Source organism: Candidatus Halobonum tyrrellensis G22 (genome assembly GCF_000495475.1).
Classification (GTDB): domain Archaea; phylum Halobacteriota; class Halobacteria; order Halobacteriales; family Haloferacaceae; genus Halobonum; species Halobonum tyrrellense.
This window is the reverse complement of the sequence record NZ_ASGZ01000005.1, coordinates 21,136-33,514: the sequence shown is the minus strand read 5'-3', so window position 1 is coordinate 33,514 and position 12,379 is coordinate 21,136. Positions and strand designations below refer to the sequence as shown.

Genomic DNA, 12,379 nt, shown 5'->3' with positions numbered 1-12,379 from the left:
CCGGGTCGAATCGACGGCTGTGGTTAACCTGATTGCGGAGTCGCGAGGTGCCGTCCCCGATGTAGAATTCGGCGGTTTCAGCGACGTCGTCCACGAACGTTCGAAACCGTATATTACTTCCCAGTAAATACACCGAGGGTGTCATCACCGATGCCCGACCGGGAGTGGATCGTCACGAAATCATCCTCTTGGATCACCGTACTCCCACTCGGCGTGATCGTTTCGTCCCCTCGGTCGATCCGGACGATTAGTATGCCGGGCGAGAGCAGTCCGTTCTCGTTCGCCTGTTTGAGTGTTTTGCCGGCGATAGGCGCACGTTCTTTGACGATGACTTCGACCACGTCGGCAGCGCCGGCTAATCCGGCGACACCCGTGACAGGGGAGGTCAATTGGGATCCCCTCGGAGCGAACTGGGAGTAGGGGCGGAAGTATTCCCTGTGCAGAAGTCCCTCATCGTCGATTTCGATTCCGAGATCCGTGATGTCCTGCGCGATACGCATGAGATCGTCGGTATCCGTGCCGACCGCCTTGATCCGAAGATCACCCCTCCCGGTCATAATCTCTCGTACGTTGACGATGCCAGAAACGTCGAGAGCACGCTGAGCGAGTTCTTGCCGTTTGGTGGCTGACGCGGTGCAGATGAAGAGATTCGTCAGTCGACCGTCGGCCCGTTCGTAATTCACGTGAGCGTGATATCCTGTGATGACACCGTTCTCCTCTAGACGACGGATCCGGTTCCGAACTGTTGGCGGGGAAAGCTCTACTTCTTCGGCGATATCCGGCGCGGACGTGTGCCGGGCATCTTCCGTGAGGTAGTAGAGGATCTGCTCGTCGACTTCATCGATTCCCTCGCTCATAGCGTATTATAGTGATCGATCCCCTATTCATATTTAACTTACTCTTCCGTATCGTTCTCCAGTTATGGGTTGCTCTCTCTTTCTCGCCGGGAAACGTCGGGAACCGGGACTCTATCGGCTGTAGACGAGGCCCCCGTCTGGAAAACGATTAGAAAGAATGACCCCCATATCCGAACGAAGGGAACGTATTACCGGAATTTTTTATCGATACATTAGAGATGGAGGGTGATGAGCATGCCGACGAAACGGGAGAACCCTCCCGATATACTCACGGAGATCCTCGACGATCTGGATGCAGCAACCCTCCGCTCCGTTCGGACGTACGTCGAGCGACGACTCGACGACGTTGGATGTTCGATGGTGGAACGAATCTGTTCGGAGACGGAGGGGGCGGTCGTTGACATCGAGTATTACGGGCCGTACACCCTCGTCTGGAAGTACCCACCGGACGGGGATGACGGCGAGACGAAACCGCTCTCCCTCTACCGGGTGACGCGTGAGTGGCAGGTGGACGGGACGGAGTCGCTCCACTGGTCGTACCTCGGGGAAGCGAGCGAACAGCCGAATGGCGGGCGTGGAAATCACGACACGACGGCGAGTGGCCACGCAACGACGCATCCTCGCTACGAGGGGGAAACTAACGGAGACGATGGGGAGCGGTAATCCGATGAGCCGACACCTCACTGGTCCACTCGTCGAGACGACCGACGCTCTCGCCGTCGAGTGCGAGAGCAGCGATAGCGCGTTTCGATGCCGGGACGGGAGTCGCTCCGTGCGGTCACTCGCCGGTGATAGAGCGCTCCGCGTTCCGACCGACTCGGAACCGCCCGTCGCGACACGTCGCGATGGGAAAACGGGGGGACGCTGAGATGTACGTCATCATCGTGGGAGCGGGGGATATCGGTACTCCCCTCATCGACATCGCTACCCGCTCCGGGAACGAAGTCGTCGTGATCGAACGCGACGAACAGCGTGCGAGTCGGATCACGAGCGAGTACGACTGTCTGGTGCTCAACACCGACGCGACGACGAAAGGGGCCCTGATCGACGCGGGTGCCGACCGGGCGGACGCGTTGATCTCCACCACGAATCAGGACGCGACGAACATCATGGTGTGTCTGCTGGCCACCGAACTAGAGCTTCCGGGCGTGGTTTCCGTCGTTCACAACCCCGACCACATGGGTATCTTCGAGTGGATCGGCGTCAATACCATCGAGAACCCGCAGCGCCTCATCGCCGAGTACCTCTATCGGGCCGTGAAACGTCCGACGATCGTCGACTACATGCGTGTCGGCGAGCACGCGGAGGTGTTCGAGATCGATGTCGGTTCCGATGCACCGATTGCCGACAAGACGCTTCAGGAGGCGGGTGACAGTGGGTTACTGGGAGACGACATTCTCATCGTCGCAATCGACCGTGAAGGCGAGGGTGAACCGATAACACCCCGCGGAAACACCCGTATCGACACGAGTGACCGGTTGACTGTCTACTCCGGAAGTGGGGCGACGCCCGAGATAACCGACGTCTTTGGGCATTACGAGGATCATGCCGCTAGTAACTTCAGCACGGCAACTGAATTAATCTCTAATTCCTTCACCAATGTCTGAGCACGGAGCGAGTGATACAGTGGCTGGTGGCCGATACGACCTCATCACAGCGACGAGGACGGTCTTCAGAGACGTTGGTGCGCTTCAGGTCCTCATCGGCGGCTCGATGCTCGTTCCGGTGCTGGTCTCTCTCGTCTATCGAGAGTGGTACAGCGCGCTCGCGTTCCTGATCGCGGCGGGGATCACTGCGGTGGCGGGTGGCGTCGCGTACAAACTGAACGAAAACGCACCCGAGCCTCAACGGCATCACTCGATGATCATCGCGGCGCTCGGGTGGGCAGTGACAGCGTTATTCGGCGCGATTCCGTTCGTTCTCGCAGCCTACATCACACCATCGGCAGTCCTCGAATCCCTCGTTCCCGCTGGAGCGAACTACCAGTCGAGCCTCCTGTACTTTCAGAACCCGTTGCATGCATTCTTCGAGAGCATGAGCGGGTACACCACGACGGGCCTGACGATGAGCATCCGGGAACCGTCTGTCGGCCACGGCTTCCTCTGGTACCGCTCGCAGATGCAGTGGATCGGTGGCGCAGGGATGATCGTCCTCTCGCTGGCGATCCTTCGACAACCCCACGGGACGGCGGGGATTTCGCTGTATCAGTCCGAAGGCCGCAGCGAGAAGCTCCGTCCGAGCATCGTCGGAACCGCGCGAGCCATCTGGAAGATCTATGTCGGCGTGACGGCAGCAGTGGCGGTGTACCTCGCGGTGGCGACGTTCGTCGTCCAACCCGGGTACGGAATCGAGAACACGATCTTCGACGCGATCAATCACGCGATGACCGGCCAGTCCACCGGCGGATTCAGTACACTCGACGACTCCATCGCGGGCTACGACTCCTACGCGATGGAACTCGTCCACATCCCCGCGATGATCACGGGAGCCATCTCGATTCCCGTCTACTGGGGCGTGCTCTCCGATCGCAACATCCGAGACTTCACCCAGAACCCCCAGGTTCGGATGCTGTTCGGACTGCTCGGCGTCGGCGTCGTCGTCTTGACGGTGTTTCTCGCCCGCTGGGTCGGCGTCCCGTACAACGGTGACCCGATAGGGTACGTTGGGCGGGTCGTGACGAGTCAGGCGTTCCGCGACGGCCTGTTCCAGTACATTAGCGCCCAGACGACCACCGGGTGGCAGACGTCTGCTATCGGCGACTGGAACAACGGCGCGGTCATGACCATCGTGCTCGGAGCGATGCTGCTCGGTGGGTCTGCCGGTGCGACCGTCGGCGGGATCAAGATCCTCCGTGGCTACATCATCGCTCGCGGGATTCGCTGGGAAGTCACTCGCGTGTTCCTCCCGCAACACGCCATCGAGGACCTCAGAATCGGCCAGCGGACGTTCAAAGCCGACGAGGCGAACGACGAAATCCGCGCCGCAGCGACCTTCGCGTTCACGTACCTCCTCCTGTTGGCTACCTCGCTGTTTGTGCTCTTGGCGGTCGTGCCGTCGGAGTTCACACTCGCGGACGCGATATTCGAGGTGGCAACCGCACAGGGGACTGTCGGCCTCTCTGCCGGGATCACCGGACCGGGAATGCCGATCGTCGCGGAGATCCTGTTCATCTTCCAGATGTGGATGGGACGGCTCGAAATCGTTCCCGTCCTCGCCCTAGTAAACAGCATCTTCAGGCGGTGACCCGTATGTACAGTTTAGCCGCTTCCAGCACGCCCGTGCTCGACGTTCCCGGACCGCCACTTCGTTCAGGTCCACCTCGATAGCACCGTCCGCCAACCAACAGACAACCCACACCAGTACCAATGTACATTATCATCGTCGGTGCAGGCCGAACCGGAAGCAAAGTCATCGAGCTAGCGACCCAAGACGACCACGAGGTGGTCGTCATCGAACGTGACCAGAAACTCGCCGAGGAAACGAGCGCGACCTACGATTGCATGGTTATCAACGCCGATGCGGCGTCTAAGGATATCATGCTCGAAGCGGGCATACAGGAGGCTGACGCGCTTATCTCGACGACCGAGAGCGATTCAGTGAACCTCATGATATCCATGCTCGGCAAGCAGTACGACGTCGAGACGCTCGTGAGTTCCATCAACGATCCCCAGCACATGGATCTGTTCGGAGATCTCGGCGTGAACATCGTCGAGAGTCCGCACGAACTCAACGGACAGTACCTCTACCGGACCGTTCAACGCCCCACAATTAGAGACTTCATGGAGATCGGGAGCGGGGCCGAGATCTTCGAGTTGACGGTAGAGGAGGGCGCTCCAATCGCCGGACTCAGTCTCATCGACGCAGATTCTGAGGGGTTGCTCCCCGAAGAGACGGTCATCGTGGCGATAGTGCGCGACGGCGAACTGAACATCCCTCGGGGACAGTCAGATATTCAGGCCGACGATACCGTAACTATCTTCGTCAAGAACGGGGCCAGCGACCGAATCACGGATGCGTTCAGGGAATCGTGACCATGTCGAACGATACCGACGAGGCTACCGTCCCGATCACGGCTCCAGCGTCAGAGCCAGTGTCAGAGGCTGAGTCGTATGGGTATGACGGGGAGATCATTCATCGGCCGGAGTACTCCGTCGTGGTGCCCGTCGTCAGCGATCTGTTCGATAGCAACACCGGGATCAACGCTCGTCGATTCCTTCAGACTGCGATCGCTCTAGCAGCTGACAACGATGGTCGGGTCGTCCTACTCGGGATCGCAGACGTGGGCGACGAGGACGCTGTCAAACAGGTTCGGGAGTACGTCAGTTCAGAGGATACGCCAGACGGTTCGGGACGGCCGATACCTAGAGTCGTCAGCGAGCGCCAGAGACAGTTAGCCCAAGTGGTAAACGTCGCAGAGGACATCGATCCAGACATGTCCGTGAACGCGATGGTGCGGACGGTGACGGATACGACACGGGGGATTCTTGACGCTCTCGGAGACGGTATCGAGACGGCTGTACTTCTTCTTCGCGGAACTGGATTCGATGAAGGGTGGTTGCTCGGAAGGAGCACTATCGATACGGTCGTCGAGGAGGCCGAGTGTGACGTATTCGTCGAGAACGTCGGCGTTCGGCAAGGAGCGCACGCGCTGTACGTTCCGGACGTCGAGGGACACACTGTTGCCTCGTTGGCTGAATCGGAAACGGAAACGATCGATTCGATACTCCTTCCAGTAGGAACGGGACCGCATGCAGCACTCGCCTCAGAGGCGGCCCGTGCGGTGGCTCGTGCGTCTGATGCTGCAGTTACGGTACTGCACGTCATTCCGCCGGATGTATCCGGGAAGGAGCGGAGTGAGGCGAACGATCTCCTGAGGTTTGCGGACGACGTACTCGGCCCTGACGTCGAATCAACGACGGAACTCAGAGAAGCACCTGACCAAGCTAACGCCATCATTGAAGAGGCTCAAGATCACGACTTCACGGCGATTGGCTCACCTGAACAGAAGTTTAGGTTGCGGGACCTCGTGTTCAAGCCAGTACAAGAGACACTCGCTGGGCGGAAAGACGTGACCGTCCTGATGGGACGGGATGCAGATCGGACCATGCGCTCTCTCTACTATCGGTACAAGCAGGCTTTGGAGGCTGAAGAAACCGACGACGACTCCCCCAAGACAGAGTGATAGCTCTCAGAAGTCGAAGCGAAATTCAAGCGGGGGCAGTACGAGGGAACGCGGTCGCTGGACACGAAGCGGTTCCGTGTCGTCGGCGTCCGCGACGAGGATGTCGACGACTCCTACCACTACATTACGAATCTGTCCAGAGAGGAGTGTTTCCCGACGGATTTAGCAACGCTGTATCGGTGTCGATGGGAGATAGAAGCGCTGTTCCGTAAGCTAAATACACAGTACGAGTTGGACAAATTCGACACAAGCAACCCTGCTGTCGTGGGAATTCTGCTGTATGCGGCGTTGTTGTCACTGCTGGTGAGTCGTGAGCTGTTGGATCTGATCACCGAGCAAGGCCGACGATGAGATCGTGTTTCCGTCGGAACACTGGGCGGCGATCTTCCGGTCGCACGCCCAGCTCATCCTTCACGAACTCGGTAAGTATCTCGGCTACTCGCCACCGCCGTTACTGGAGCGACTGATCGAGGATGCTCAGAAGATCCACCAGCAACGACCGATACTCCAAGAGACACTCGCTACCACTACATAACCGAGGTGTGAGTCTTAGCTAAAGACGAATGCTAAACCACCCATTCCCTGGATCGTGAATCAGGGGTTCCCACTGCTCGATGAACTCGGCTCGATCTCTGAGCAGATGGGTGACGCGCATCCTCCCCAGTCGAACCGTCGCACACGCCCCGCTTGCCGCTTCGGGTCCAGAGCAGGCGACAACTCGTCTACTTGTTATCGAGACGATCCCGCAACAATAGGAAGGCGGCACGTAGAGCCGATTCCGAGACGGCCATCGCCCGTCCCAAGCGTTATCACACAATACACGAATCATGTATTGTATGTCGAAGACAGCGGGCGACCCCGAGCGTGCCATCAACGGCCTCATCTCGGTAGCGCAACTGCTCGAAGAGCCGCGCCTCGCCCGCCTCTACACCTACATCCTCCGGGAAGGCAGCGTCACCATCGACGACATCGTTGCCGATATGGAGACCCCGCGCACGACCGCGTACGCCGATACGAGCACGTTGGCCGACCTCGGTGTGCTCACGCGCGACGAGTCACGGAAGACCCACACCTACACGGCTCGTCCTATCTCGCTCACTGCGAATCTCGACGGCAACACGTACACGATTACACCGACGCTCATCGAGGCGATCGGGCGGGCGCCCCACGACCAGGACCTCGACCTCCTGATCGAGAAGTACGGCATCGGCAAACTCGCGGCCACACTCACCTACGCGGTTCCGTACGTTGACGGCGGAATGAGCGAGCGCGTCGCAGCACGTGAACTCGATCTCCAGGTCGCGTTCGGTATCGTAGTCATCCAAGCGTTGGCGACGGTGATCCGCGAGATGCGCGAGTACGACCCGTACTTCGACCAGATCCGAAATGCGCGTGACTACCCGATTGAGACCGATGCATAGGCCCGCATGAGCGAGCCGGATACGTCGGTTCCGGACGATACAACGTGGGTGGTGGATACCGGCGTGTTCATCGCGTGCGGTCGGTAGGGACGAGACAAATACAGAGCCCTCGAACGATTCGCTCGGCGGAACGGACTCACGTTCGTAGTTCCACAACGAGTCTACGAGGAACTCGGTGGAGCGCCTGATCGCAGTACGCCGGGTCAGACGCCGAATTAGTCGGTGAGACGCCCTTGAGCGACCGGCGTTTCCCAGAGAATGATGACTCCGGACCCGACGATGAGGAGCCCACCCGCGACGGCGAGTGCGAACAACGGGGGACGATGTCAGAGACGACGCCGCTTCCGAGCTGGAAGGGAACAACCGCCAGCCCACTGACTATCGCCATCGCGCTCAACACGGTCGCTCGCCCGAGCGTGCCGATCCGGTCGTTGACGTACTGACCGGCGAACGACCGCGTCACGTCCGACAGTCCACGCGCGAAAAGGAAGGTAGGGAGCGCCAGCAGGGGAATGAAGTACATCCCGACCAGTGCCGCGCCGACGACGAACGGCAACGCGAGAAACCACGTCCGGACTCCGACGTACTCCTTGATCGCCCCCGTGTAGTAGCTGAGCACCGCCCCGACGAGACTGTACGCCGCGTAGAACCACCCCGACAGCGACTCCACTTGCGCCGGGGCCACACCCAGGTCGACGACAATCGTCTCGAAGATGGGCTGGAGGAAGACGAACACGAGGTAGGTGACAGCGGCGTACAGCACGTAGTAGTAGAGGATGAACGACCGAAGCGTCCGGCGCGAGAGCGCCTCCCTGACGATGCCGACCGTTCGACGGAGACTCAACACGTCCGTGTCAGTCTCCTTGTACGTCCCTGGCTCGTCTAGCGTGAGGAGTACCACCGCACCGATCCCAGTGACGGCGGCGACGAACCACGGATACGAGAGGTCGATACTCCCGAGGTAGCCGCCAATGACCGCCGCGCCCGCGCCGACCGCGAGCGCTGCCGACTCGCCTCGTCCCCGGACGCGGGCGAACTCGTCCTCGGAGAGGTCGTCGGTGAGCGTGTCGTAGAGCCACGCATCCTCACTCCCCGAGCGAAAGTTGTACCCGGCCGACCAGCAGACGCACAGAACCGCGAGCGTAAGGAACGACTCGGCGAGCCCGATCCCGAGGAGGGTGGCGGCAATCAGGACGGTCCCGATCAGGAGGCTGGTCCACCGCCCGACCCGGTCGCCGATGTAGCCAGTTGGAATCTCGCCGAACAGGGTCGTAAGGTTGTATAGCGCCTCCACGATCGCGATCTGCGTGAAGTCAAGCCCCTGTGCGAGGAAGAAGAGGTACATGATCGGCCGGTAGAACTCGACCGCCTTCGTCGATTTGTAGAGATAGTACTTCAGGACGCTCCCGCGCCCCGCTTCCCACACCCCGTATCGAGAGGGAAGGCCCATCCCGAGGAAGTCACCGAGCCCCCTTCAACTACGTTCCGTTACTACCGTTTTACGAGACCGTAATAACCGAGAGATCGGTCGGTGCACCTGGGTCAGAAGAGCCCAGTGATGAACCCGAATCCCATGATGATGAGAACGACAGCCGAGAAGGCGGGTAGGTACGGCGTGTACTTCTCGACCCGATCCTCGTAGCTGTGGTAGCCGGCGATCAACAGCATCGTCAAAACGACGATGCCCGCGATGACGGTGAGCGCGTACGCACTCATGAGTTCGAGACAGTAAGTCGAACCCGCACACAGTGCGATGATCTCGAACTCCTCCTCGTGAGCGAACCCGAGGAGGAACGCGAACCATGCGATCCCCCACAGCCCCCGTTCGGCGGCCTCGTCGAGGTCGCCGTGTGAGTGGCCGCCGACGAACGGAACGAACCCCTTTAACCGTGCGCCCCACCCCCCTCCATCAGCCGACTCGGCGTGGTCGTCGTGGTGATGGGTGCGGTCACTGTCGCTGGGCGAGTGAGTGTCGTGATCGTGTGAGTGTGCGTCGTCATGTTCGTCGGCGTCGTGTGAGTGGTTCCTGTGTGCGTGGTCGTCGTCGTGATCGTGACTCGTCGCGTGGGAGTGCGAGTGGCCACCGTAGTACTCGCGGACCCCAAGGAGGATGAGCAAGACACCAGCGACGAGGCTGACCGGCCCGCCGATGAAGATAGTAGTCGAAAACAGATCGAGCGGGATCGGCTCGTTGACCTGTGTGAGGCTGAAGTAGGATTTGGCGTAGAAGAAGATGCCAACCATCACGAGACTGCTGATGAGGTGGCCGACCCCGAGGATGAAACTCGCAGTGAACCCCGAGACCCACTTGTTGGTCTGGTCGAGCGCGTACGCGGCGGCAACGGGCCAGCCGTGACCGGGTTCGATCCCGTGGACCGCCCCGAGCGCAACAGCTCCGACCAAGAGGCCGAGGGCTTCCGTGTGTAGCATTATCTCGAACGGAGTCGATCGGTCATGTTAGGGGTTGTTATGACCGAATCCGGAAGATCGTAATAACGAGGTCTGAGTAGCGCTCGGAGACAAAAGCGTGTATGCGAACGAGACTCAACATCCCACAGGAGGTTCTCGACTCGTTCGACGAGACGTGGAAATCGGAGGGCATGGAGTCGCGTTCACGAGCAACCCGGGAGGCGATGCAAGAGTACATCGAGCAACATACTCAACCCGAACAGGTCGAGGGGAGGCGGTTGCGGCTGTCGCGTTCGACTACGAGCACACGCTCGTCATCGGAGAACTCCACACCGTCCAACACGAGTTCGGGGAGATCATCCAGACGACTCACCACATGCACCGCGGAGAGTGGTGTCTCGAGACGATCTTCTGCGCGGGTCGGGCGGACCGGATCCGTGAACCCGTGTATCAGCTCCGTGACTTCGGCGCGGTCGGGCGTGTGAACCTCATGTTCCTCCAGCCCGTCGCCTGATCTCTTCGACCGAGAGAACCGGGAGGGAAACGGTCGACGCACCGAGCGATACCACTCAACGGGAGTTGACCGTATCGTCTTCAGCGCCGCCCCAGTTACGAGAAGTTCCCAGCGATCCGGACAGTGAGATCAGCGGTCGGTCAGCAACAGACGTTCGAAAACTCAAGACGGAGTCGGCTATCTGTTCGAGAGATTATCTTGGCCGATCAACACGCGCCGCCACCACCGCCAGCCGCCGCCCCCGCGCCCGCACAACTGGCTGCGCCCGCACTCGCTGCGGCGGTGGCCGCTGCCGTTCCACCCATCACGATTGCCGCGTCGTCCGTTCGACTGTAGCCCTGACACTCACCCTACGCGACCGGTGCGATCGCGTCGTCGATATCGTCCGCCTCGAAAACCGCTTCGCGGAGGACTGCGAGTGAGAACCCGGCATCGGTCGCGAAGCGGTCGACAAGTTCGTCAGTGAGAAGGACACGCCGACACTCTTCTGGCTCGAACAACTCGTCACCGTCGAAGGTAAACTGGATATCTTCTTCAGGAGTGTGAGAACTGTGTTCGCCGTTACGACTGGCGACTGCTCGTACCTGCCAGTCAATTCGACCTGAACGAGCAAATCCACAGGTCGCCATGTAGAATACAGTAGACACGCGAACGCGAAGTAGAAGAACCGCAGCACGAAGCTCTTCGACGTCGTCGCTGCCATGAACCGCTTGATACTCTTGTAGCCGCTCTCGATTTCCCAGCGGGAACGATACTCGTGGATCGTTCTCGCTGGCTTGTTCGTCATAAACACCGCGTACTGTCCGTAGTCGGTCCGCTCGGAGTCTGCCTTTCGCTCGTAGACCACCATCGTCGGCAACCACTCGTCGTTTCAGAGGGGAAGCCGCCGGTCATTGACGAACCGATCCTCGTCGCGTTTGAGCAGGCGCTTTGCCTGCGCCTTCTCACTCGTGTACATCCGCTTCGGGACGATGTATTTCAACCGCCGGTCGGAGACGGCTTTGAGGACGTGCTGACTGTCGAATCCACGGTCCATCAGCACCTCGTCGACGTGAACGAGCTCTTGCGCCGAATCGAGCAGATCCGCACCGATCTCCACTCGGCCGTCTCCTTTTCGAATCGGCCGAGCGTCGAGAACCAATGGGACGGCATTCCCAACGAGCTGGATGGTCGCCCATTGATAGGCGTACTCGTCTGAGTTCTCCTTCGTCCCAATGATCTCTTCTTCGTGGCCCGTCCGGTCGCCTGTGAAGGGATCGTCTTCGGTCGTACCGATCACAACGACACCCGCCCGATAGGGATCATCTGTCTTCGTGACTCGATCGATGAGCCGCCTCACGGCCGCTCGATACATCGCTCGAATCTCGTCGATCGAGAAGTTGCGAAGGTGTGATCGGTGCGTGTGACCAAGTGGCGTCTGCTCGCGCGAAGATTCGAGTGTAAAGCTCCGAGCACCTTCGGTGGCGGCGGGACCGTCTCTGAGTCCAAGATACGTCTGTAGGTCCCAGAACGAGTTCGAGTGTATCTCACTGGAGTCGTCTCGGTTCAGCGAGAGTGCAGGGTAGGCGATTCGCTGAAGCTCATCGATCACATCGTCTGCTTTCGAGAGCCGCACCCGGTCGCTGAGAGCGTCTTCGTCGTCGCCATCGGGATAGCAGCCTTTCTTTGAGGATCGCGTGGGACGTCTACGTCAGCCCTCTCGGCTTTGGTGAGAATCGTCCGGGCACACTCCCGAATTGTCTCTCGGAGGTCGGTTGAGAAGCGACGGTGCCACGTCCGCTAGAGTGTCGACTGGTCAGGGATCGTCTCTAAGCCTAATTGGCGGCACAGCGCGGGTCGTTGTTCGAGGTAGCTAACGAGACCCGTTTCGTAAGCCCACCCGTGCAGTTCCTCGAGTAGGAACGCTCGCACCAACTGCTCCATCTCGTATCGTGCTCTTTGAGACCATTCGTCGAACTCCGGTCGTATAGCGCGGTTGTAGTGTAGGGGGCCACTC

The 12,379-nt window shown here is 59.9% G+C and carries 10 protein-coding genes and 4 pseudogenes; 9 read left to right on the top strand and 5 right to left on the bottom strand.

The window, feature by feature from the left end:
• Positions 1 to 113 precede the first annotated feature (113 nt).
• Complete coding sequence (locus K933_RS01950) at positions 114 to 857, bottom strand: Lrp/AsnC family transcriptional regulator (RefSeq protein WP_049947489.1); 744 nt, start codon at positions 855 to 857, stop codon at positions 114 to 116.
• A gap of 228 nt (positions 858 to 1,085) precedes the next feature.
• On the opposite strand from K933_RS01950, the gene K933_RS01945 reads away from it, so the two are divergent.
• The 8 genes and pseudogenes from K933_RS01945 to K933_RS19375 form a co-directional block, all read left to right on the top strand.
• Positions 1,086 to 1,520: a hypothetical protein gene (locus K933_RS01945; RefSeq protein ID WP_023392992.1), complete on the top strand. Its 435-nt coding sequence runs from the start codon at positions 1,086 to 1,088 to the stop codon at positions 1,518 to 1,520.
• 206 nt (positions 1,521 to 1,726) lie between these two features.
• On the top strand, positions 1,727 to 2,464 hold the full coding sequence (locus K933_RS01940) for a potassium channel family protein (protein WP_049947521.1): 738 nt from the start codon (positions 1,727 to 1,729) through the stop codon (positions 2,462 to 2,464).
• A 106-nt stretch (positions 2,465 to 2,570) separates the two neighbouring features.
• Positions 2,571 to 4,100, top strand: a complete 1,530-nt coding sequence (locus tag K933_RS01935; RefSeq protein ID WP_049947520.1) for a potassium transporter TrkG — start codon at positions 2,571 to 2,573, stop codon at positions 4,098 to 4,100.
• A 122-nt stretch (positions 4,101 to 4,222) separates the two neighbouring features.
• On the top strand, positions 4,223 to 4,888 hold the full coding sequence (locus K933_RS01930) for a potassium channel family protein (RefSeq protein ID WP_023392989.1): 666 nt from the start codon (positions 4,223 to 4,225) through the stop codon (positions 4,886 to 4,888).
• A 2-nt stretch (positions 4,889 to 4,890) separates the two neighbouring features.
• Entirely contained in the window at positions 4,891 to 6,039 is a 1,149-nt protein-coding gene (locus K933_RS17305; protein ID WP_023392988.1) for a universal stress protein, read from the top strand.
• A gap of 9 nt (positions 6,040 to 6,048) precedes the next feature.
• Positions 6,049 to 6,574: pseudogene (locus tag K933_RS17300) on the top strand (transposase); the annotation flags it as partial.
• A gap of 301 nt (positions 6,575 to 6,875) precedes the next feature.
• Positions 6,876 to 7,460 (top strand): DUF7437 domain-containing protein, encoded by a 585-nt coding sequence (locus K933_RS01925; RefSeq protein WP_023392987.1) that lies wholly within the window; start codon positions 6,876 to 6,878, stop codon positions 7,458 to 7,460.
• A gap of 6 nt (positions 7,461 to 7,466) precedes the next feature.
• Positions 7,467 to 7,673, top strand: a pseudogene (locus K933_RS19375) (hypothetical protein); the annotation flags it as partial.
• 2 nt (positions 7,674 to 7,675) lie between these two features.
• On the opposite strand, the pseudogene K933_RS01920 reads toward K933_RS19375, so the two are convergent.
• Together K933_RS01920 and K933_RS01915 are read right to left on the bottom strand one after the other, a co-directional pair.
• A pseudogene (locus K933_RS01920) lies at positions 7,676 to 8,910 on the bottom strand (MFS transporter).
• A gap of 92 nt (positions 8,911 to 9,002) precedes the next feature.
• Positions 9,003 to 9,890 (bottom strand): hypothetical protein, encoded by an 888-nt coding sequence (locus K933_RS01915; protein WP_023392985.1) that lies wholly within the window; start codon positions 9,888 to 9,890, stop codon positions 9,003 to 9,005.
• A gap of 101 nt (positions 9,891 to 9,991) precedes the next feature.
• On the opposite strand from K933_RS01915, the pseudogene K933_RS01910 reads away from it, so the two are divergent.
• Positions 9,992 to 10,383: pseudogene (locus K933_RS01910) on the top strand (CopG family ribbon-helix-helix protein).
• Between the two features lie 350 nt (positions 10,384 to 10,733).
• Here the strand turns inward: K933_RS01910 and K933_RS18520 are convergent.
• A complete protein-coding gene (locus K933_RS18520; RefSeq protein WP_023392984.1) occupies positions 10,734 to 10,883 on the bottom strand; it encodes a hypothetical protein in 150 nt (49 codons plus the stop codon).
• A gap of 371 nt (positions 10,884 to 11,254) precedes the next feature.
• Complete coding sequence (locus K933_RS19530) at positions 11,255 to 11,974, bottom strand: hypothetical protein (protein WP_235063406.1); 720 nt, start codon at positions 11,972 to 11,974, stop codon at positions 11,255 to 11,257.
• Positions 11,975 to 12,379 lie beyond the last annotated feature (405 nt).

Excerpts from the sequence above, each read along its gene's own strand:
- K933_RS01950 (WP_049947489.1), bottom strand. The coding sequence starts at position 857 with ATGAGCGAGGGAATCGATGAAGTCGACGAGCAGATCCTCTACTACCTC.
- K933_RS01945 (WP_023392992.1), top strand. The coding sequence starts at position 1,086 with ATGAGCATGCCGACGAAACGGGAGAACCCTCCCGATATACTCACGGAG.
- K933_RS01940 (WP_049947521.1), top strand. The coding sequence starts at position 1,727 with ATGTACGTCATCATCGTGGGAGCGGGGGATATCGGTACTCCCCTCATC.
- K933_RS01935 (WP_049947520.1), top strand. The coding sequence starts at position 2,571 with ATGCTCGTTCCGGTGCTGGTCTCTCTCGTCTATCGAGAGTGGTACAGC.
- K933_RS01930 (WP_023392989.1), top strand. The coding sequence starts at position 4,223 with ATGTACATTATCATCGTCGGTGCAGGCCGAACCGGAAGCAAAGTCATC.
- K933_RS17305 (WP_023392988.1), top strand. The coding sequence starts at position 4,891 with ATGTCGAACGATACCGACGAGGCTACCGTCCCGATCACGGCTCCAGCG.
- K933_RS01925 (WP_023392987.1), top strand. The coding sequence starts at position 6,876 with ATGTCGAAGACAGCGGGCGACCCCGAGCGTGCCATCAACGGCCTCATC.
- K933_RS01915 (WP_023392985.1), bottom strand. The coding sequence starts at position 9,890 with ATGCTACACACGGAAGCCCTCGGCCTCTTGGTCGGAGCTGTTGCGCTC.